The sequence below is a fragment of the Streptomyces sp. NPDC057280 genome (assembly GCF_042668605.1).
GTDB lineage: Bacteria > Actinomycetota > Actinomycetes > Streptomycetales > Streptomycetaceae > Streptomyces.
The window spans coordinates 295,657-313,370 of sequence record NZ_JBHUYR010000003.1 but is presented as its reverse complement, the minus strand read 5'-3'; the positions used below and the strand labels follow the sequence as shown (position 1 = coordinate 313,370).

30 protein-coding genes are annotated in these 17,714 nt (G+C 66.4%); 1 reads left to right on the top strand and 29 read right to left on the bottom strand.

The window, feature by feature from the left end:
- Positions 1–139 precede the first annotated feature (139 nt).
- Positions 140–1,348, top strand: a complete 1,209-nt coding sequence (locus ACFUO4_RS19975) for a glycosyl hydrolase family 28-related protein (protein WP_383486392.1) — start codon at positions 140–142, stop codon at positions 1,346–1,348.
- Between the two features lie 26 nt (positions 1,349–1,374).
- On the opposite strand, the gene truA is transcribed toward ACFUO4_RS19975, so the two are convergent.
- The 29 genes from truA to rplD form a co-directional block, all read right to left on the bottom strand.
- Complete coding sequence (gene truA, locus ACFUO4_RS19970; protein ID WP_383486389.1) at positions 1,375–2,232, bottom strand: tRNA pseudouridine(38-40) synthase TruA; 858 nt, start codon at positions 2,230–2,232, stop codon at positions 1,375–1,377.
- Positions 2,233–2,309: 77 nt separating this feature from the next.
- Positions 2,310–2,822: a 50S ribosomal protein L17 gene (gene rplQ, locus ACFUO4_RS19965; RefSeq protein ID WP_079308653.1), complete on the bottom strand. Its 513-nt coding sequence runs from the start codon at positions 2,820–2,822 to the stop codon at positions 2,310–2,312.
- Positions 2,823–2,918: 96 nt separating this feature from the next.
- The gene (locus ACFUO4_RS19960) at positions 2,919–3,941 is read right to left on the bottom strand and encodes a DNA-directed RNA polymerase subunit alpha (protein WP_003966937.1); all 1,023 of its coding nucleotides are present in this window, start codon (positions 3,939–3,941) and stop codon (positions 2,919–2,921) included.
- A gap of 119 nt (positions 3,942–4,060) precedes the next feature.
- Positions 4,061–4,465 carry a 30S ribosomal protein S11 gene (gene rpsK, locus ACFUO4_RS19955; RefSeq protein ID WP_003956432.1) on the bottom strand — a complete coding sequence of 135 codons (405 nt, stop codon included), beginning with the start codon at positions 4,463–4,465 and terminating at the stop codon, positions 4,061–4,063.
- 70 nt (positions 4,466–4,535) lie between these two features.
- Positions 4,536–4,916 carry a 30S ribosomal protein S13 gene (gene rpsM / locus ACFUO4_RS19950; RefSeq protein ID WP_030571236.1) on the bottom strand — a complete coding sequence of 127 codons (381 nt, stop codon included), beginning with the start codon at positions 4,914–4,916 and terminating at the stop codon, positions 4,536–4,538.
- A 194-nt stretch (positions 4,917–5,110) separates the two neighbouring features.
- The gene (gene rpmJ / locus ACFUO4_RS19945; protein ID WP_003998809.1) at positions 5,111–5,224 is read right to left on the bottom strand and encodes a 50S ribosomal protein L36; all 114 of its coding nucleotides are present in this window, start codon (positions 5,222–5,224) and stop codon (positions 5,111–5,113) included.
- Positions 5,225–5,283: 59 nt separating this feature from the next.
- Complete coding sequence (gene infA / locus ACFUO4_RS19940) at positions 5,284–5,505, bottom strand: translation initiation factor IF-1 (RefSeq protein WP_003948620.1); 222 nt, start codon at positions 5,503–5,505, stop codon at positions 5,284–5,286.
- A gap of 239 nt (positions 5,506–5,744) precedes the next feature.
- Positions 5,745–6,581 carry a type I methionyl aminopeptidase gene (gene map, locus ACFUO4_RS19935; protein ID WP_079308654.1) on the bottom strand — a complete coding sequence of 279 codons (837 nt, stop codon included), beginning with the start codon at positions 6,579–6,581 and terminating at the stop codon, positions 5,745–5,747.
- A 99-nt stretch (positions 6,582–6,680) separates the two neighbouring features.
- Positions 6,681–7,343: an adenylate kinase gene (locus ACFUO4_RS19930; RefSeq protein ID WP_059192900.1), complete on the bottom strand. Its 663-nt coding sequence runs from the start codon at positions 7,341–7,343 to the stop codon at positions 6,681–6,683.
- Entirely contained in the window at positions 7,343–8,656 is a 1,314-nt protein-coding gene (gene secY, locus ACFUO4_RS19925; protein WP_079308655.1) for a preprotein translocase subunit SecY, read from the bottom strand. Before secY ends, ACFUO4_RS19930 begins: the two co-directional genes overlap by 1 nt.
- A gap of 244 nt (positions 8,657–8,900) precedes the next feature.
- Positions 8,901–9,356, bottom strand: a complete 456-nt coding sequence (gene rplO / locus ACFUO4_RS19920) for a 50S ribosomal protein L15 (RefSeq protein ID WP_067018996.1) — start codon at positions 9,354–9,356, stop codon at positions 8,901–8,903.
- A 2-nt stretch (positions 9,357–9,358) separates the two neighbouring features.
- A complete protein-coding gene (gene rpmD, locus ACFUO4_RS19915; RefSeq protein ID WP_003974250.1) occupies positions 9,359–9,541 on the bottom strand; it encodes a 50S ribosomal protein L30 in 183 nt (60 codons plus the stop codon).
- Positions 9,542–9,543: 2 nt separating this feature from the next.
- Positions 9,544–10,149: a 30S ribosomal protein S5 gene (rpsE, locus tag ACFUO4_RS19910; RefSeq protein ID WP_009190144.1), complete on the bottom strand. Its 606-nt coding sequence runs from the start codon at positions 10,147–10,149 to the stop codon at positions 9,544–9,546.
- A gap of 39 nt (positions 10,150–10,188) precedes the next feature.
- On the bottom strand, positions 10,189–10,572 hold the full coding sequence (rplR, locus tag ACFUO4_RS19905; RefSeq protein WP_055632352.1) for a 50S ribosomal protein L18: 384 nt from the start codon (positions 10,570–10,572) through the stop codon (positions 10,189–10,191).
- Between the two features lie 3 nt (positions 10,573–10,575).
- A complete protein-coding gene (gene rplF, locus ACFUO4_RS19900; RefSeq protein WP_079308656.1) occupies positions 10,576–11,115 on the bottom strand; it encodes a 50S ribosomal protein L6 in 540 nt (179 codons plus the stop codon).
- Positions 11,116–11,139: 24 nt separating this feature from the next.
- Positions 11,140–11,538 (bottom strand): 30S ribosomal protein S8, encoded by a 399-nt coding sequence (rpsH, locus tag ACFUO4_RS19895; protein WP_007384075.1) that lies wholly within the window; start codon positions 11,536–11,538, stop codon positions 11,140–11,142.
- 214 nt (positions 11,539–11,752) lie between these two features.
- On the bottom strand, positions 11,753–11,938 hold the full coding sequence (locus ACFUO4_RS19890; protein WP_003956452.1) for a type Z 30S ribosomal protein S14: 186 nt from the start codon (positions 11,936–11,938) through the stop codon (positions 11,753–11,755).
- A gap of 5 nt (positions 11,939–11,943) precedes the next feature.
- Complete coding sequence (gene rplE, locus ACFUO4_RS19885; protein ID WP_079308657.1) at positions 11,944–12,501, bottom strand: 50S ribosomal protein L5; 558 nt, start codon at positions 12,499–12,501, stop codon at positions 11,944–11,946.
- Entirely contained in the window at positions 12,501–12,824 is a 324-nt protein-coding gene (rplX, locus tag ACFUO4_RS19880) for a 50S ribosomal protein L24 (protein WP_053674523.1), read from the bottom strand. The genes rplE and rplX overlap by 1 nt, the downstream gene beginning before the upstream one ends.
- A gap of 2 nt (positions 12,825–12,826) precedes the next feature.
- On the bottom strand, positions 12,827–13,195 hold the full coding sequence (rplN, locus tag ACFUO4_RS19875; RefSeq protein WP_003998823.1) for a 50S ribosomal protein L14: 369 nt from the start codon (positions 13,193–13,195) through the stop codon (positions 12,827–12,829).
- Positions 13,196–13,320: 125 nt separating this feature from the next.
- Positions 13,321–13,605, bottom strand: a complete 285-nt coding sequence (gene rpsQ, locus ACFUO4_RS19870) for a 30S ribosomal protein S17 (protein ID WP_058923761.1) — start codon at positions 13,603–13,605, stop codon at positions 13,321–13,323.
- On the bottom strand, positions 13,602–13,826 hold the full coding sequence (gene rpmC / locus ACFUO4_RS19865) for a 50S ribosomal protein L29 (RefSeq protein WP_059079052.1): 225 nt from the start codon (positions 13,824–13,826) through the stop codon (positions 13,602–13,604). The genes rpsQ and rpmC overlap by 4 nt, the downstream gene beginning before the upstream one ends.
- On the bottom strand, positions 13,826–14,245 hold the full coding sequence (gene rplP / locus ACFUO4_RS19860) for a 50S ribosomal protein L16 (protein WP_009327094.1): 420 nt from the start codon (positions 14,243–14,245) through the stop codon (positions 13,826–13,828). Before rplP ends, rpmC begins: the two co-directional genes overlap by 1 nt.
- Before the next feature lie 5 nt (positions 14,246–14,250).
- Entirely contained in the window at positions 14,251–15,072 is an 822-nt protein-coding gene (gene rpsC, locus ACFUO4_RS19855) for a 30S ribosomal protein S3 (RefSeq protein ID WP_079308658.1), read from the bottom strand.
- Positions 15,072–15,419, bottom strand: coding sequence for a 50S ribosomal protein L22 (gene rplV / locus ACFUO4_RS19850; RefSeq protein ID WP_003974262.1), 348 nt, complete (start codon positions 15,417–15,419; stop codon positions 15,072–15,074). The genes rpsC and rplV overlap by 1 nt, the downstream gene beginning before the upstream one ends.
- A 45-nt stretch (positions 15,420–15,464) precedes the next feature.
- Positions 15,465–15,746, bottom strand: coding sequence for a 30S ribosomal protein S19 (rpsS, locus tag ACFUO4_RS19845; protein ID WP_023547380.1), 282 nt, complete (start codon positions 15,744–15,746; stop codon positions 15,465–15,467).
- Between the two features lie 12 nt (positions 15,747–15,758).
- Positions 15,759–16,595 (bottom strand): 50S ribosomal protein L2, encoded by an 837-nt coding sequence (gene rplB / locus ACFUO4_RS19840; RefSeq protein ID WP_059192905.1) that lies wholly within the window; start codon positions 16,593–16,595, stop codon positions 15,759–15,761.
- A 40-nt stretch (positions 16,596–16,635) separates the two neighbouring features.
- Complete coding sequence (gene rplW, locus ACFUO4_RS19835; RefSeq protein ID WP_079308659.1) at positions 16,636–17,055, bottom strand: 50S ribosomal protein L23; 420 nt, start codon at positions 17,053–17,055, stop codon at positions 16,636–16,638.
- The gene (rplD, locus tag ACFUO4_RS19830; protein WP_097267808.1) at positions 17,055–17,711 is read right to left on the bottom strand and encodes a 50S ribosomal protein L4; all 657 of its coding nucleotides are present in this window, start codon (positions 17,709–17,711) and stop codon (positions 17,055–17,057) included. Before rplD ends, rplW begins: the two co-directional genes overlap by 1 nt.
- Between the last annotated feature and the right edge of the window lie 3 nt (positions 17,712–17,714).

Here is a 17,714-nt window from a genome sequence, read left to right as displayed (position 1 = left end):
GTTCACCGAAAGTCTGTGTAACCAACAGGTTTCCCACCTGCGTGTCCCGGGCAGAGGGCCCAGGTTGTGCGCTTCTCATCACACTTTTGACGTGTGAATACTGGCTGTCGATCACCGAGCAGCCCAGGGGGGGCACATCTTGACCAGTTCGAACTCACGCCGTTCCGTCCTCAGATCGGCCCTCGCCGTGGGCGGAGTCGCCGTCTCCGCCACCGTGGTCTCCGCCGGCGACGCCGCCGCCGTGGCGGCCGACGCCGGCTGGGTGAACGTGAAGGACCACGGCGCCAAGGGGGACGGCACCACCGACGACACCGCCGCGATCCAGGCGGCACTCGACGCCTGCCAGGCCGGCAACGTCACCGTCCTCCCGGCAGGGGTGTACCGCACGAGCGCTCCCCTGCGCATCGGCCCCTACGTGACCCTCCAGGGCTCGCACGCCGGCGGAGAGGCCCAGCCGGGCGCCGAGAACCCGGTGGTCGGCATCCGCCCCCTCCCGTCGTTCAAGGGAAACGCGGTCGTCGAGATCCTGGACCAGCAGCTGGGCGGCTACTCCCGCGCGGCCAACGCGCAGCGCATCTTCTCCCTGAGCATCGACGGGTCCGACCTGCCCCGCTCCGGGGCGGAGATCGACGGCATCCGTGCGACCGGGCAGATCCAGCACCTTCAGCTCCGGGACGTCCATGTCCGCTCCGTCACCGGCATCGGGATCAACACCTGGTACAACTTCAACGCCACGGGCGGCCCCCAGGCCCCGTTCTGCCTGCACTACGACCGCGTCTCCGTGCTGTGGACCGGCTCCCACGGCATCGTCCTGAACAACTCCACCGACTCCGTCTTCCACGACGTGTACGTCCTGGGCGCCGGCGGCTGCGGCTGGTGGATGTCGGGCGCGGGCAACTCCTCCTTCACCAGCTGCCGGGCGGAGTGGTCGAAGCAGCACGGATTCGACCTCGAGTCCGTGCCGGGAGTGATCCGGATGGTCGCGTGCTCCACCGACCGCAACGGCTGGTACGGCATGTACGTCCACGCGACGGACACCACCGGGGTCCTCATGCTGTCGGCCACCCAGCTCACCCGGGACGGCAAGAACAACGGCACCGGTGGCGGCGGCTACGCGGGCCTGGGCGTGGCGAGCTCACAGTGCAAGGTCATCGCCGACGGACTCGTGGTCCTCACGGGCAAGGACGACGACGGAACGGGCGTGGCGAGCCCCCAGTACGGCGTACGGGCCGACTACTCCGCCTACGTCGTGGTCAACTCGGGCCATCTCCAGGGAGTCTCGTCCCCCTGGCAGAACGGCACCGGCAACACGAAGTTCGTCAAGGGAACCCTCGTGGGCACGGGCTGACCAGACGCCCTGCCGGGAGCGGCCGTTCAGCAGCAGCCCGCTCCCGGCAGCGTCCGCCGGTTCCGCGCCTCCTTGTTCCGCGCGGCCAGCAACTCGTCGGCCGGATACCCGACCTCCTCCAACGTCAGCCCATGCGGCCGTACGACGTGCACGGCGGAGTCCCTGACCCCCGCGGCCAGCACTTTCCCCGGCCAGTCGCTCGCCCGATGTCCGTCCCCCACGAACAGCAGCGCCCCGATCAGCGACCGCACCATGTTGTGGCAGAAGGCGTCCGCGCGCACGGTGGCGGTGATGATCCCGTCCTCGCCCTTGCGCAGGCTCAGTTCCTGGAGGGTACGGATCGTCGTCGCCCCCTCCCGCTTCTTGCAGTACGCGGCGAAGTCGTGCTCCCCCAGCAGCCGTTCGGCGGCCTCGTTCATGGCGTCGACGTCAAGCGGCCAGTCGTGCCAGAGCACGTGATTGCGCAGCAACGGATCCACCCCACCGGGGTTGTCGGTCACCCGGTACGCGTACCGCCGCCACACCGCCGAGAACCGCGCGTTGAACCCGCTCGGCGCCTCCCGCAGCGCCCACACCCGCACGTCCTTCGGCAACCGCCCGGCCAGCCGCTTGAGCAGCTTCTCGTGGTGCTCGCGCCAGACGGCCTCCGGCAGATCGACATGGGCCACCTGCCCCCGGGCGTGCACCCCGGCGTCGGTCCGCCCGGCCACGGTCAGCTCGTACGTCGTCCTGCCCGACCGCGTCACCGTCCGCAGGGCATCCTCGATCTCCCCCTGCACGGTCCGCCGGCCCCCGGCCTGCTTGGCCCACCCGGAGAACTCCGTCCCGTCGTAGGACAGGTCGAGGCGGACACGGACGTAACCGGGCGCTGCTTCATCACTCACGTACAGATCCTCTCAGGTACACGAAAGCGGGCCCGCTCCCCGAAAGGAACGGACCCGCTCAACGCTCAGGCAGAGCCTCAGGCGTCCTTGGACTCCTCGGCGGCAGCGTCCTCGGCCTCGTCGGCCTTGGTCGTGTCGACCTTGGTCTCCTCGGCAGCCGGAGCGGCCTCGGCGTCCTTCGCGGCGCGCTTGGTGGCGGCCTCGGCCTCACCCGTCGCCTGCTGCGCGACCGTCAGCGCCTCGACCAGCTCGATGACAGCCATGGGCGCGTTGTCGCCACGGCGGTTACCGATCTTGGTGATACGGGTGTAGCCACCCGGACGGTTCTCGTACCGCGGGCCGATCTCGGTGAAGAGCGTGTGCACGACGCTCTTGTCCGTGATGACCTGGAGCACCTGGCGGCGGTTGTGAAGGTCGCCCTTCTTCGCCTTGGTCACCAGACGCTCGGCGTACGGCCGCAGACGGCGGGCCTTCGCCTCGGTGGTGGTGATGCGGCCGTGCTCGAAGAGCGACTTCGCGAGGTTCGCGAGGAGCAGCTTCTCGTGCGCGGCGCTGCCGCCCAGACGGGCACCCTTGGTGGGCTTCGGCATTGTTCTTCTCCTGTGTGTCTGCCCCGGCCGTATCAGGTACCGGGGTCAGGAACCCGATGAGCGGATGCTCACCGGCAACGACCGATCACGTACTGATCAGTACTGCTCGGTCTCCACGAAACCCGCGTCCGCGTCGTCGTCGGCGCCGAAGGCGTCGGCGGCGGCCGTGGGGTCGAATCCGGGCGGGCTGTCCTTGAGGGCCAGGCCCATGCCGGCCAGCTTCGCCTTGACCTCGTCGATGGACTTCGCACCGAAGTTGCGGATGTCCAGGAGGTCGGCCTCGGAGCGGGCGACGAGCTCACCCACGGAGTGGATGCCCTCACGCTTGAGGCAGTTGTAGGAGCGGACCGTGAGCTCCAGCTCCTCGATCGGCAGCGCGAGGTCGGCGGCCAGGGCGGCGTCCGTGGGGGACGGGCCCATGTCGATGCCCTCGGCGTCGATGTTCAGCTCGCGGGCGAGACCGAACAGCTCGACCAGCGTCTTACCGGCGGACGCCATGGCGTCACGCGGCCGCATGGCCTGCTTGGTCTCGACGTCGACGATCAGCTTGTCGAAGTCGGTGCGCTGCTCGACACGGGTCGCCTCGACCTTGTAGGTGACCTTGAGAACCGGCGAGTAGATGGAGTCGACCGGGATGCGGCCGATCTCCTGGCCCACCTGCTTGTTCTGCACGGCGGAGACGTAACCGCGGCCACGCTCGACCGTCAGCTCCATCTCCAGCTTGCCCTTGCCGTTGAGCGTGGCGAGGACCAGGTCGGGGTTGTGCACCTCGACACCGGCCGGGGGCGCGATGTCGGCGGCGGTGACCAGACCCGGGCCCTGCTTGCGCAGGTACATCACGACCGGCTCGTCGTGCTCCGAGGAGACGACCAGCTGCTTGATGTTGAGGATCAGGTCGGTGACGTCCTCCTTGACGCCCGGCACGGTGGTGAACTCGTGCAGGACGCCGTCGATGCGGATGCTGGTGACAGCAGCGCCGGGGATCGACGACAGGAGGGTACGGCGCAGGGAGTTGCCGAGGGTGTAGCCGAAGCCCGGCTCCAGCGGCTCGATCACGAACCGGGAGCGGAACTCGTCGACGACCTCTTCGGTCAACGAGGGACGCTGAGCGATCAGCATGTTGCGTTCCTTCTGTCAGGGGCGCCCGCTATTTGACGCCCTGATATGGGACAAGGGTACGGGCGATACGGCCCCGAAGAGCCGTACCGCCCGAAAACCTCAGACCAGGCAGCCGTGCGTCAGACGCGGCGGCGCTTGGGCGGACGGCAGCCGTTGTGCGGGGTGGGCGTGACGTCCTGGATGGAGCCGACCTCGAGACCGGTCGCCTGAAGCGAACGGATGGCGGTCTCGCGACCGGAACCCGGACCCTTCACGAAGACGTCGACCTTGCGCATGCCGTGCTCCTGCGCGCGGCGGGCGGCCGACTCGGCGGCCATCTGCGCGGCGAAGGGGGTGGACTTGCGCGAGCCCTTGAAGCCGACGTGGCCGGCGGAGGCCCAGGAGATCACGTTGCCCGAGGGGTCCGTGATCGAGACGATCGTGTTGTTGAACGTGCTCTTGATGTGCGCGTGGCCGTGAGCGACGTTCTTCTTTTCCTTGCGGCGCACCTTCTTGGCAGCGCCCTGACGACCCTTGGGGGGCATCTACAAACTCCTACGGGGAGGTGGTCGGTCCTACAGCGAAGACCGCTGATGAAGCGTTGTCCGCTGAGGACTACTTCTTGCCCGGCTTCTTCTTACCGGCGATGGCGCGACGCGGGCCCTTGCGGGTGCGGGCGTTCGTGCTCGTACGCTGACCGCGGACGGGCAGACCACGACGGTGACGGAGACCCTGGTAGCAGCCGATCTCGACCTTGCGGCGGATGTCGGCCTGGATCTCGCGACGGAGGTCACCCTCGGTCTTGATGTTGTTGTCGACGTACTCACGAATCGCGACGAGCTGCTCCTCGGAGAGGTCGCGAACGCGGGTGTTCGGGTCGATACCGGTCTCGGCCAGCGTCTGCTGGGAGAGGGTCCGGCCGATGCCGAACACGTAGGTGAGGGCGACCTCCACGCGCTTGTCGCGCGGGATGTCAACACCGGAAACGCGTGCCATTCAATGGCTCCTGGTGATCTTCGGAGGTCTTCCGCAGAACCGGCTCCCAGCCGCCGTACCAGGTACGAACTGGGTCCTCGGCCTCCGAACCGAGGGTGTCAGACGACGTACGCCGCCTGGGTCCTGCGTATGAACAAATTCAGCTCGCGTCGCGCGAATCTCTGCGATGTCGATGCAGAGGGATTGGTCGTGCGTCAGCCCTGGCGCTGCTTGTGGCGCGGGTTCTCGCAGATGACCATGACCCGACCGTGACGGCGGATCACCCTGCACTTGTCGCAGATCTTCTTGACGCTCGGCTTGACCTTCATTGGTGAGGTTCTCCGGGTCAGTGCCACCACCCCGTCCGAGGACGGGATGCGGGCAAGATCTACTTGTAGCGGTAGACGATCCGGCCACGCGTCAGGTCGTACGGAGACAGCTCCACCACGACCCGGTCGTCAGGGAGGATGCGGATGTAGTGCATACGCATCTTGCCGCTGATGTGTGCCAGGACCTGGTGGCCGTTCTGGAGCTCGACCTTGAACATGGCGTTCGGAAGAGACTCGACGACAGTGCCCTCGATCTCGATGGCACCTTGCTTCTTGGCCACGCTTCGCCCTTCGAATCGACTACCTTGATCGACTCCCGCACCTTTTCCCTTACGGGTGCATGCGGACATGCGGGTGCACGAGAGCCGACGAGTCAGTCTACGTCAGCGCACCCGGAAAGACGAATCGAGGAAGAATGCCCCGGCGAGGAGATCCTTAAGCACGCCGGGTACGCAGACGCCGGTAAGGGGCGCGGGGAACTGCGCGACCAGCCCCCACGCACCCGCAGCCGTCATACGACCTATGCGAGCGGATCCGGAGCAGCAACCACGCCATACTCCGCCAGCTTCGCCTTACCCCCGTCGGGAGCGGTAAGCACCAGCGGCCCATCCACCGTGAGCGCCACCGAGTGCTCCCAGTGAGACGACCACGTGCCGTCCGTGGTGATGACCGTCCAGTCGTCCGACAGCACCTCGGTCCGAGGCGTGCCCAGCGACACCATCGGCTCGATCGCGAGGCAGAACCCGGGGACCAGCTTCGGGCCCTTGCCCCGGCGCCGGTCGACGTAGTTCAGCAGGTGCGGGTCCATGTGCATCTCGGTGCCGATGCCGTGGCCGCCGTAGTCCTCGATGATCCCGTACTTGCCGCCGCCCGGCTTCGGCTGGCGGCGGATGTACGTCTCGATGGCGCGGGAGACGTCGACGAGGCGGTTGCCCTGCTTCACGGCGGCGATACCGGCCCACATCGACTCCTCGGTCACCCGGGAGAGCTCGATCAGCTCCGGGGCGTGACCCGAGCCCACGAAGGCCGTGAAGGCCGCGTCGCCGTGCCAGCCGTCGACGATCGCGCCGGCGTCGATGGAGATGATGTCGCCGTCCTTGAGGACGACCTCGTCGGAGGGGATGCCGTGGACGACGACCTCGTTGACGGAGGTGCAGATCGTCGCGGGGAAGCCGCCGTACCCGAGGAAGTTCGACTTCGCGCCGTGCTCGGCGATCACCTTGCGCGCGACCTCGTCGAGGTCCTTGGTGCTGGCGCCGGGGACCGCGGCCTCACGCGTGGCCGCGTGGATGGCGGCGACGACAAGGCCCGCCTCACGCATCTTGGCGATCTGCTCGGGGCTCTTGATCTGCACCATGGGGTCCTGCGCTCTCCGTGACTCGACGGGTTCGGGTTACCTACACAACAGTACGGCCGTGCAGTCCCTCAGGACTCCACGGCCGTACCTGGACGACGACTACTGGTCGTCGCCCTCACGCTTCAGCGCGGCCAGCGCACGAGTGGTGACCTCGTCCACCGGACCCATGGCCTCGATCGTCACCACCAGGCCCTGGGCCTTGTAGTAGTCGATGATCGGCTCGGTCTGCGTGTGGTAGACCTCCAGCCGCGTCCGGACGGTGGCCTCGGAGTCGTCGTCACGCTGGTACAGCTCGCCGCCGCAGACGTCGCAGACGCCTTCCTTTGCGGGCTTCTTGTACGAGACGTGGAAGACGTGCGCGGAGTCGTTGCGGCAGATGCGCCGGCCGGCGATCCGCTTGACGACCTCCTCCTCCGGGGCCTCCAGGTCGAGCACGGCGTCCAGCTTGATGCCCTCGGTGTTCAGCAGCTCGTCCAGCGCCTCGGCCTGCGAGACGTTCCGCGGGAAGCCGTCCAGGAGGAAGCCGTTCTCGGCGTCCGCCTGCTCCATACGGTCCTTGGCCATCGCGATGGTCACCTCGTCGGGGACGAGGTTGCCGGCGTCCATGTAGGACTTCGCGAGTTTGCCGAGCTCCGTCTGCTGGCTGATGTTGGCGCGGAACAGGTCGCCCGTGGAGATGTGCGGGACACGCAGTTTCTCGGCGAGGCGCGTGGCCTGCGTTCCCTTTCCGGCACCAGGCGGCCCGACGAGGACGATTCGCATCAGCGGAGGAACCCTTCGTAATTGCGCTGCTGGAGCTGGCTCTCGATCTGCTTCACCGTCTCGAGACCGACACCCACGATGATCAGGATGCTGGTACCGCCGAAGGGGAAGTTCTGGTTTGCCCCGAAACCAACCAACGCCATCGTCGGGACGAGAGCAATCAGGCCCAAGTACAGCGAACCCGGCCAGGTGATCCGGTTGAGCACGTACGACAGGTACTCAGCGGTCGGTCGGCCAGCCCGGATGCCCGGGATGAAGCCACCATACTTCTTCATGTTGTCGGCGACTTCCTCGGGGTTGAACGAGATAGCCACGTAGAAGAAGGCGAAGAAAACGATGAGCAAGAAGTACATCGTGATGTAGATCGGGTGGTCGCCCTTGGTCAGGTTGGTCTCGATCCACGTCTTCCAGCTCGACGTTCCACTCGAGAACTGCGCGATCAGAGCCGGGATGTAGAGCAGCGACGACGCGAAGATGACGGGGATCACACCCGCCTGGTTCACCTTCAGCGGGATGTACGTCGACGTGCCGCCGTAGGCGCGGCGGCCGATCATCCGCTTCGCGTACTGAACCGGGATGCGGCGCTGGGCCTGCTCGACGAAGACCACCAGGCCGACCATGACCAGGCCGACCGCGATGACGGTGCCGAACTCGATCCAGCCGTCGGCCAGGGTGCCGGACTTCTTGATGGCCCACAGCGCGGACGGGAAGGTCGCGGCGATCGAGATGAACATCAGGATCGACATGCCGTTGCCGATGCCGCGGTCGGTGATGAGCTCACCGAGCCACATGACGACGGCCGTACCCGCCGTCATGGTGACGACCATGACGATCGTGGTGAAGATCGAGCGGTCCGGGACGATGCCCGAAGCGGCCGTGCAGCCGGAGAAGAGGGCGCCGCTGCGGGCGGTGGCGACGAGGCCGGTGCCCTGCAGGATGGCGAGCGCGACGGTCAGGTAACGCGTGTACTGCGTGATCTTCGCCGTACCGGCCTGGCCCTCCTTCTTGAGGGCTTCCAGACGCGGGATCACGACGGTCAGCAGCTGCAGGATGATGCTCGCCGTGATGTACGGCATGATCCCCAGCGCGAAGATCGTGATCTGCAGCAGCGCGCCACCGCTGAACATGTTGACCAGACCGAAGAGGCCCTGGTTCGCGGACGCCTCGTCCACGCACTGCTGGACGGACTTGTAGTCGACGCCCGGGATCGGGATGTGGGTACCGACCCGGTACACCACGATGATGCCCAGCGTGAAGAGGAGCTTCTTGCGCAGGTCGGGCGTCTTGAACGCCCGGGCGAACGCGGTGAGCACGGTGCCTCCTGCGACCCCCGCGCTACTGCGTCAAGGGTGACGGTCTTGAGGTTCGACGGATACAGACGAATGCATAACGGTCAACTGCCGCTCAGGGTGCCTCAAGTGAAGCGCCCTGTGAAAGTGGGCAGTGCAGGCCACCTTACCGGCGAGACTGCCACCCTAGGAACGACCAACCGGGGATACCCCTTTTGTGGGGTATCCCCGGTCGGGATCGCTCAAGTCATCGAGACGCCTGAGTGGTTCAGACGAGCTCGGTGACGGTGCCGCCGGCGGCGGTGATCTTCTCCTTGGCGGAGCCGGAGACGGCGTCGACCGTCACCTGCAGCGCCACGGAGATCTCACCCTGGCCGAGGACCTTGACGAGGCTGTTCTTGCGAACGGCACCCTTGGCCACCAGACCCTCGACCGTGACCTCGCCACCCTCGGGGTAGAGCGCGGCCAGCTTGTCGAGGTTCACGACCTGGTACTCGGTCTTGAACGGGTTCTTGAAGCCCTTCAGCTTCGGAAGACGCATGTGGAGCGGCATCTGGCCACCCTCGAAGCGCTCCGGAACCTGGTAACGGGCCTTCGTACCCTTGGTACCACGACCGGCCGTCTTACCCTTCGACGCCTCACCACGACCCACACGGGTCTTGGCGGTCTTGGCGCCCGGGGCGGGACGGAGGTTGTGGATCTTGAGCGGGTTGTTCTCCGCCATGATCAGTCGACCTCCTCGACCGTCACGAGGTGGCGGACGGTGTGCACCATGCCGCGGAACTCGGGGCGGTCCTCCTTGACGACCTGCGTGTTGATGCCCTTGAGACCAAGGGAACGCAGGGTGTCGCGGTGGTTCTGCTTGCTGCCGATGTAGGACTTGACCTGCGTAATCTTCAGCTGAGCCATGATTACGCACCCGCCCCGGCACGCGCACGGAGCAGAGCCGCGGGGGCGACATCCTCGAGCGGCAGACCGCGGCGGGCCGCGATCTCCTCGGGACGCTGCAGGCCCTTCAGGGCCTCCACGGTCGCGTGCACGATGTTGATCGCGTTGTCGGAGCCGAGCGACTTCGACAGCACGTCGTGAATACCGGCGCACTCGAGCACGGCACGCACCGGACCACCGGCGATAACACCGGTACCCGGGGACGCGGGCTTGAGCAGCACGACGCCGGCAGCCTTCTCACCCTGGATGGGGTGCGGGATGGTGCCCTGGATACGGGGGACCTTGAAGAAGTGCTTCTTGGCCTCCTCCACACCCTTGGCGATGGCGGCCGGCACCTCCTTGGCCTTGCCGTAACCGACACCCACGGTGCCGTCACCGTCGCCCACCACGACCAGCGCGGTGAAGCTGAAGCGACGACCACCCTTCACAACCTTGGCGACACGGTTGATCGCGACAACGCGCTCAACGTAAGCGGTCTTCTCGGCGGCAGCTGCGCCGCCGTCACGGCCCTTCCGGTCCCGCCGCTCGCCGCCACCGGCACCGCCACCGCGGCGCTGGGGTCCAGCCATTGGAATTACCTCTCTCTTTTTCCGCTAGCTACGAACGGCTCAGAACTTCAAGCCGGCTTCGCGGGCGGCGTCCGCCAGGGCGGCGATGCGCCCGGCGTACTGGTTGCCACCACGGTCGAACACGACGGCCTCGACACCGGCGGCCTTGGCACGCTCGGCGACCAGGGCGCCGACCTGCTTGGCCTGCGCGGACTTGTCGCCCTCGCCACCGCGGACCGACGTGTCCAGGGTGGACGCCGACGCCAGGGTGTGACCCTTGATGTCGTCGATCACCTGGGCCACGATGTGGCGGTTCGAGCGGGTAACGACCAGGCGGGGACGCTCCGCCGTACCGGAGATCCGCTTGCGGATCCGGATGTGACGGCGCTTGATCGCGGCGCGCTTGTAGGCGTCGCCCTTCAGGATCTTCTGTCCGTATGCCATGGCTTACTTACCCGCCTTTCCGACCTTGCGGCGGATGACTTCGCCCTCGTACTTGACACCCTTGGCCTTGTACGGGTCGGGCTTGCGCAGCTTGCGGATGTTGGCCGCAACCTCGCCGACCTTCTGCTTGTCGATGCCCTCGACCTGGAAGCGGGTCGGGGTCTCCACCTTGAAGGTGATGCCCTCGGGCGCCTCGACGGTGATCGGGTGGCTGTAGCCGAGAGCGAACTCGAGGTTCGAACCCTTGGCCGTCACGCGGTAACCGACACCGCTGATCTCGAGCTTCTTCACGTAACCCTCGGTCACGCCGGTGATCATGTTCGCCACCAGCGTGCGGGACAGGCCGTGCAGGGCCTTGTTCTGACGCTCGTCGTTGGGGCGGGTGACGTTGAGAACGCCGTCCTCACCCTTGGCGATGTCGATCGGCGCAGCGACGGTGTGGGTCAGCGAGCCCTTGGGGCCCTTGACCGAGACCGTACGGCCGTCGATGGTGACGTCCACGCCGGCGGGAACCGTGATGGGGAGCTTGCCAATACGCGACATAGCTGTTTCCTCCGTTCCCTTCCGCTACCAGACGTAGGCGAGGACTTCCCCACCCACGCCCTTCTTGCCGGCCTGCTTGTCGGTCAGGAGACCGTGCGACGTGGAGATGATCGCCACGCCGAGGCCACCGAGGACCTTGGGCAGGTTGGTGGACTTCGCGTACACCCGGAGACCGGGCTTGGAGATCCGCTTGATGCCCGCGATGGAGCGCTCACGGTTGGGGCCGAACTTCAGCTCCAGGACGAGGTTCTTGCCGACCTCGGCGTCCTCGACCTTCCAGCCCGTGATGAAGCCCTCCTGCTGGAGGATCTCCGCGATGTGAGACTTGATCTTGGAAGCGGGCATCGTCACGGAGTCGTGGTATGCCGAGTTCGCGTTCCGCAGACGCGTAAGCATGTCTGCGATCGGATCAGTCATGGTCATGAATTGGCCTTCGGCCTCTCTCGCCGGGGTTTCCTGATGCGCCATCCCTCTCCCCGATCCGAGACGGGACGGGTGCGGCGCGGTGGACCTACGGCGTAGTAAGTCGTACGGGCAGTCGTCAGACGCCCAACCCTCCCAGCCTAAGCCATGGAGAGGAGGGCGTCTGACACGCCCATTGCTTACCGAGAGCTTCGGGAATCCCTAAAAGCGGGGATTACCAGGAGCTCTTGGTCACGCCCGGCAGCTCGCCACGGTGAGCCATCTCACGAAGGCACACGCGGCACAGGCCGAACTTGCGGTACACGGAGTGCGGGCGGCCGCAGCGCTGGCAGCGGGTGTACGCACGCACACCGAACTTGGGCTTACGAGCAGCCTTGGCAATCAGAGCCTTCTTCGCCATCTCGCTCACGCCTCCTTGAACGGGAAGCCGAGGTGACGAAGGAGGGCACGGCCCTCGTCGTCGTTGGTCGCCGTGGTGACCACGGTGATGTCCATACCCCGGACGCGGTCGATCTTGTCCTGGTCGATCTCGTGGAACATGACCTGCTCGGTGAGACCGAAGGTGTAGTTGCCACGGCCGTCGAACTGCTTGGGGGACAGACCACGGAAGTCGCGGATGCGCGGCAGCGCGAGCGACAGGGTGCGGTCCAGGAACTCCCACATGCGGTCGCCACGGAGCGTGACGTGGGCACCGATCGGCTGACCCTCACGCAGCTTGAACTGCGCGATGGACTTGCGGGCCTTGGTGACGGCCGGCTTCTGACCGGTGATCGTGGTGAGGTCGCGGATGGCGCCCTCGATCAGCTTGGAGTCGCGGGCGGCGTCGCCCACACCCATGTTGACCACGATCTTGACGAGGCCGGGAACCTGCATGACGTTCTCGTACTTGAACTCGTCACGCAGCTTGCCCGCGATCTCCTCGCGGTACTTCGTCTTGAGACGCGGAGTGGTGGTGGTAGCCATCAGATGTCCTCACCCGTCCGCTTGGCAACGCGGATCTTGTTGCCCTCGTCGTCGAAGCGGTAACCGACACGCGTGACGACCTTGTTGCCGTCCTTCTCAACGACCAGCTGGACGTTGGAGACGTGGATCGGCGCCTCGGTCGTGACGATGCCGCCGGCCTGGGAACCGCGAGCGGTCGGGCCGGCCTTGGTGTGCTTCTTGACCCGGTTGACACCCTCGACCAGGACGCGCTCGTCGCGCGGGTAAGCGGCAATGACCTTGCCCTGCTTGCCCTTGTCCTTACCGGTGATGACCTGGACCAGGTCGCCCTTCTTGATCTTCATGCTTACAGCACCTCCGGCGCGAGCGAGATGATCTTCATGAACTTCTTCTCGCGCAGCTCTCGGCCGACGGGGCCGAAGATGCGGGTGCCGCGAGGGTCGCCGTCGTTCTTCAGAATGACGGCGGCGTTCTCGTCGAAGCGGATGTACGAGCCGTCCGGACGGCGGCGCTCCTTGACGGTGCGAACGATGACCGCCTTGACGACGTCACCCTTCTTCACGTTGCCACCGGGGATCGCGTCCTTGACGGTGGCGACGATGACGTCACCGATGCCCGCGTAGCGGCGACCGGAGCCACCGAGCACACGGATGCAAAGGATTTCCTTCGCACCAGTGTTGTCGGCGACGCGCAGTCGCGACTCCTGCTGGATCACGTCTATCTCCTGTTTGTCTGCCGGTTCCCCGGGAGCCGCTCAGCGAGCGGCTCCCGGAGCCTGGCGGAACTGTCCTGCGGGTTTGCCCGCAGGCGTACTTGTTGGAATTCCCTTGCGGGAATTACCTACTTGGCCTTCTCGAGGATCTCGACGACGCGCCAGCGCTTCGTCGCGGACAGCGGCCGGGTCTCCGCGAGGAGGACACGGTCGCCGACACCCGCGGCGTTCTGCTCGTCGTGCGCCTTGAGCTTGTTCGTACGGCGGATGACCTTGCCGTACAGCGCGTGCTTCACGCGGTCCTCGACGGCGACGACGACGGTCTTGTCCATCTTGTCGCTGACGACGAGACCCTCACGGGTCTTGCGGAAGCCGCGGGCCTCTGCGTTCTCAGTCACGTTGCTCTCGCTCATGCGTTCTCCACCGTTTCGATGCCCAGCTCACGCTCGCGCATCAGGGTGTAGATCCGCGCGATGTCCTTACGGACGGCCTTCAGCCGACCGTGGTTTTCGAGCTGACCCGTGGCCGCCTGGAAGCGGAGGTTGAACAGCTCTTCCTTGGCCTCGCGGAGCTTGTTCAGCAGCTCCTCGTTGCCCAGCTCGCGCAGCTCGGACGCCTTGGTACCGGCCGACATCACGCTTCACCTGCCTCGCGCTTGACGATCCGGCACTTCATCGGCAGCTTGTGGGCCGCACGAGTCAGCGCCTCACGGGCGATCTTCTCGTTGGGGTACGACAGCTCGAACATCACGCGTCCGGGCTTGACGTTGGCGATCCACCACTCCGGCGAACCCTTACCGGAACCCATGCGGGTCTCGGCAGGCTTCTTGGTGAGGGGACGGTCCGGGTAGATGTTGATCCAGACCTTGCCACCACGCTTGATGTGACGCGTCATGGCGATACGAGCGGCCTCGATCTGGCGGTTCGTCACATACGCCGGGGTGAGCGCCTGGATGCCGTACTCGCCGAACGCAACCTGCGTGCCGCCCTTGGCAGCGCCGGAGCGCTTCGGGTGGTGCTGCTTGCGGTGCTTGACCCTACGGGGGATCAGCATGTCGGTCAGGCCTCCGTTCCGGTGCTCTCAGCAGCCGGAGCAGCGGCCTCGGCCTGGGGGGCCTCGGCGGCGGGAGCCTGCTGCTGCGGCTTGCGACCGCGCCGCTCGCCACCACGGCCACCACGGGCCGGGCGGTCGGCACCACCACGGGCCGGGCGGTTACCCGCACGGGCCGCAGCGTTCTCGGCGCGGACCTCGGCGATGTTCTTGACGTCGCCCTTGTAGATCCAGACCTTCACACCGATGCGGCCGAAGGTCGTCTTGGCCTCGAAGAAGCCGTAGTCCACGTTCGCGCGGAGCGTGTGCAGGGGCACACGGCCCTCGCGGTAGAACTCCGAGCGGGACATCTCGGCGCCACCGAGGCGGCCACCGCACTGGATCTTGATGCCCTTGGCGCCGGCCTTCATCGCCGACTGCATGCTCTTACGCATGGCGCGACGGAAGGAGACGCGGGAGGAGAGCTGCTCGGCAACGGCCTGAGCAACCAGCTGAGCGTCCGTCTCGGGGTTCTTGACCTCGAGGATGTTCAGCTGGACCTGCTTGCCCGTGAGCTTCTCGAGGTCACCGCGGATGCGGTCGGCCTCGGCGCCACGGCGGCCGATGACGATGCCCGGACGCGCGGTGTGGATGTCCACGCGGACACGGTCACGGGTGCGCTCGATCTCCACCTTCGAGATGCCGGCGCGCTCCATGCCGGACGTCATCATCCGACGGATGGCGACGTCTTCCTTGACGTAGTCCTTGTACAGCTTGTCGGCGTACCACCGGGACTTGAAGTCCGTGGTGACACCGAGCCGGAACCCATGCGGGTTAACCTTCTGGCCCATTACCGGGTTCCTTCCTTGCTGCTGACGACCACGGTGATGTGGCTGGTCCGCTTGCGGATCCGGTAGGCACGGCCCTGGGCGCGCGGCCGGAACCGCTTCAGGGTCGGACCCTCGTCGACGTACGCCTCGGAGATGAAGAGGCTGTCGGCGTCGGTGTGGTCGTAGTTGTGCGCGGCGTTGGCGATGGCGCTGTCGAGCACCTTGCCGACCGGCACGGAGGCTGCCTGCGGAGCGAATCGCAGAACAGCCTGAGCCTCCGTGGCATCCATGCCACGGATCAGGTCCACCACGCGGCGGGCCTTCATGGGCGTGACGCGGATGTACCGCGCCTGGGCCCTGGCTTCCATGGTTGTCCCTCTCAGTTACTTACGTGTCTGAAGTGCGATCCGCTGCTAGCGGCGCTTCGACTTCCGGTCTTCCTTGACGTGACCCCGGAAGGTACGAGTCGGCGAGAACTCGCCGAGCTTGTGACCGACCATCGACTCGGTGACGAACACCGGGATGTGGGTCTTGCCGTTGTGCACCGCGAGCGTGTGGCCGAGCATGGCCGGCACGATCATGGAGCGACGGGACCAGGTCTTGATGACGTTCTTGGTGCCGGCTTCGTTCTGGGCGTCCACCTTCTTGATCAGGTGGTCGTCGACGAAGGGCCCCTTCTTGAGACTGCGCGGCATCTAAACCCGCTCCTAGCGCTTCTTGTTCGTCTTGCGGCGGCGGACGATGTACTTGTTCGAAGCCTTCTTCGGCGAACGAGTACGACCCTCCTTCTGACCCCACGGGGAGACCGGGTGGCGACCACCGGAGGTCTTGCCCTCACCACCACCGTGCGGGTGGTCGACCGGGTTCATCGCGACACCACGGACGGTCGGGCGAACGCCCAGCCAGCGCTTACGGCCGGCCTTACCCCAGTTGATGTTGCTCTGCTCGGCGTTGCCGACCTCGCCGACGGTGGCGCGGCAGCGCACGTCGACCAGGCGGATCTCACCGGAAGGCATGCGGAGGTGAGCCATCTGGCCCTCCTTCGCGAGCAGCTGCACGGAGGCACCGGCGGAGCGGGCGAACTTGGCGCCGCCACCGGGACGGAGCTCGATCGCGTGGATCGTGGTACCGACCGGGATGTTGCGGAGCGCCAGGTTGTTGCCCGGCTTGATGTCGGCCCCGGGACCGTTCTCGACGCGGTCACCCTGCTGCAGGTTGCGCGGGGCGAGGATGTAGCGCTTCTCGCCGTCGGCGTAGTGCAGCAGCGCGATGCGCGCGGTGCGGTTGGGGTCGTACTCGATGTGCGCGACCTTCGCCGGCACGCCGTCCTTGTCGTGGCGACGGAAGTCGATGACACGGTAGGCGCGCTTGTGTCCGCCACCCTGGTGGCGAACGGTCACACGACCGGCGTTGTTACGGCCGCCCTTGCTGTGCAGGGGGCGGACCAGCGACTTCTCCGGCGTGGACCGCGTGACCTCGACGAAGTCGGCGACGCTGGAACCACGACGGCCCGGCGTAGTCGGCTTGTACTTGCGGATTCCCATTTCTCAGTCCTCGTCCGATATCGGACGATCCGGACCGCCCTTAGGCGGTCGGACCGCCGAAGATGTCGATACGGTCGCCCTCGGCGAGGGTCACGATCGCGCGCTTGGTGGCCGCACGCTGGCCGAAGCCGGTGCGGGTCCGCTTGCGCTTGCCCTGACGGTTGATCGTGTTGACCCCGGTGACCTTGACCGAGAAGACCGCCTGGACGGCCTGCTTGATCTGGGTCTTGTTGGCGTTCGGGTCGACGATGAACGTGTACTTGTTCTCGTCCAGGAGCGCGTAGCTCTTCTCCGACACGACCGGCTTCAGCAGCACGTCACGGGGGTCCGTGTACGCCTTGCTGGGCGCGGTGATGACGGTGTTCTTGCCCTCGGCGGCGTGGCGGCGGGCCTTGGCGACGCGCGCGGCCTTGGCCTTCTTCGCAGCCTTGGAGGCAATCGCGGGGTGACGGATGGCCATCAGACCTCAGTCCCTTCGGTGTCGTTGGCCTTCGGGCCGGCGACGAAGGACTCGAGAGCGGCCTGGGTGAAGACCACGTCGTCCGAGACGATCACGTCGTACGTGTTCAGCTGGCCCGGCTCCAGGATGTGCACCTGGGGCAGGTTGCGGGCGGACAGCCACGCGGCCTCGTCGGCGCGCTCGACGACCAGGAGCAGGTTCTTGCGCTCCGAGATCTTGCCGAACAGCGACTTGGCGGCCTTCGTGGAAGGAGCGTCGCCCTCGATCACGCCGGTGACGACGTGGATGCGGTTGTTGCGGGCCCGGTCGGTGAGGGCGTGACGCAGCGCGGCAGCCTTCATCTTCTTCGGGGTCCGCTGCGAGTAGTCACGCGGCACGGGACCGTGCACGACGCCACCACCGGCGAACTGAGGGGCGCGGGTAGAGCCCTGGCGCGCACGGCCGGTGCCCTTCTGACGGTAAGGCTTCTTACCGCCACCACGAACCTCGCCGCGGGTCTTGGTCTTGTGGGTGCCCTGGCGGGCAGCCGCGTTCTGCGCAACGACGACCTGGTGGATCAGCGGGATGCTGACCTTCTCCACGCCGAAGATCTCCGCGGGGAGTTCGACGCTTCCGGTCTTCTCGCCGGCAGGCGAAAGGATGTCAACAGTGCTCATCGG

Excerpts from the sequence above, each read along its gene's own strand:
- rplQ (WP_079308653.1), bottom strand. The coding sequence starts at position 2,822 with ATGCCGAAGCCCACCAAGGGTGCCCGTCTGGGCGGCAGCGCCGCGCAC.
- ACFUO4_RS19960 (WP_003966937.1), bottom strand. The coding sequence starts at position 3,941 with ATGCTGATCGCTCAGCGTCCCTCGTTGACCGAAGAGGTCGTCGACGAG.
- rpsK (WP_003956432.1), bottom strand. The coding sequence starts at position 4,465 with ATGCCCCCCAAGGGTCGTCAGGGCGCTGCCAAGAAGGTGCGCCGCAAG.
- rpsM (WP_030571236.1), bottom strand. The coding sequence starts at position 4,916 with ATGGCACGCGTTTCCGGTGTTGACATCCCGCGCGACAAGCGCGTGGAG.
- rpmJ (WP_003998809.1), bottom strand. The coding sequence starts at position 5,224 with ATGAAGGTCAAGCCGAGCGTCAAGAAGATCTGCGACAAGTGCAGGGTG.
- map (WP_079308654.1), bottom strand. The coding sequence starts at position 6,581 with ATGGTGCAGATCAAGAGCCCCGAGCAGATCGCCAAGATGCGTGAGGCG.
- ACFUO4_RS19930 (WP_059192900.1), bottom strand. The coding sequence starts at position 7,343 with ATGCGAATCGTCCTCGTCGGGCCGCCTGGTGCCGGAAAGGGAACGCAG.
- rplO (WP_067018996.1), bottom strand. The coding sequence starts at position 9,356 with ATGGCGGAGAACAACCCGCTCAAGATCCACAACCTCCGTCCCGCCCCG.
- rpmD (WP_003974250.1), bottom strand. The coding sequence starts at position 9,541 with ATGGCTCAGCTGAAGATTACGCAGGTCAAGTCCTACATCGGCAGCAAG.
- rpsE (WP_009190144.1), bottom strand. The coding sequence starts at position 10,149 with ATGGCTGGACCCCAGCGCCGCGGTGGCGGTGCCGGTGGCGGCGAGCGG.
- rplR (WP_055632352.1), bottom strand. The coding sequence starts at position 10,572 with ATGGCATACGGACAGAAGATCCTGAAGGGCGACGCCTACAAGCGCGCC.
- rplF (WP_079308656.1), bottom strand. The coding sequence starts at position 11,115 with ATGTCGCGTATTGGCAAGCTCCCCATCACGGTTCCCGCCGGCGTGGAC.
- rpsH (WP_007384075.1), bottom strand. The coding sequence starts at position 11,538 with ATGACCATGACTGATCCGATCGCAGACATGCTTACGCGTCTGCGGAAC.
- ACFUO4_RS19890 (WP_003956452.1), bottom strand. The coding sequence starts at position 11,938 with ATGGCGAAGAAGGCTCTGATTGCCAAGGCTGCTCGTAAGCCCAAGTTC.
- rplE (WP_079308657.1), bottom strand. The coding sequence starts at position 12,501 with ATGGCTACCACCACCACTCCGCGTCTCAAGACGAAGTACCGCGAGGAG.
- rplX (WP_053674523.1), bottom strand. The coding sequence starts at position 12,824 with ATGAAGATCAAGAAGGGCGACCTGGTCCAGGTCATCACCGGTAAGGAC.
- rpsQ (WP_058923761.1), bottom strand. The coding sequence starts at position 13,605 with ATGAGCGAGAGCAACGTGACTGAGAACGCAGAGGCCCGCGGCTTCCGC.
- rpmC (WP_059079052.1), bottom strand. The coding sequence starts at position 13,826 with ATGTCGGCCGGTACCAAGGCGTCCGAGCTGCGCGAGCTGGGCAACGAG.
- rplP (WP_009327094.1), bottom strand. The coding sequence starts at position 14,245 with ATGCTGATCCCCCGTAGGGTCAAGCACCGCAAGCAGCACCACCCGAAG.
- rpsC (WP_079308658.1), bottom strand. The coding sequence starts at position 15,072 with ATGGGCCAGAAGGTTAACCCGCATGGGTTCCGGCTCGGTGTCACCACG.
- rplV (WP_003974262.1), bottom strand. The coding sequence starts at position 15,419 with ATGGAAGCCAGGGCCCAGGCGCGGTACATCCGCGTCACGCCCATGAAG.
- rpsS (WP_023547380.1), bottom strand. The coding sequence starts at position 15,746 with ATGCCGCGCAGTCTCAAGAAGGGGCCCTTCGTCGACGACCACCTGATC.
- rplB (WP_059192905.1), bottom strand. The coding sequence starts at position 16,595 with ATGGGAATCCGCAAGTACAAGCCGACTACGCCGGGCCGTCGTGGTTCC.
- rplW (WP_079308659.1), bottom strand. The coding sequence starts at position 17,055 with ATGGCCATCCGTCACCCCGCGATTGCCTCCAAGGCTGCGAAGAAGGCC.
- rplD (WP_097267808.1), bottom strand. The coding sequence starts at position 17,711 with ATGAGCACTGTTGACATCCTTTCGCCTGCCGGCGAGAAGACCGGAAGC.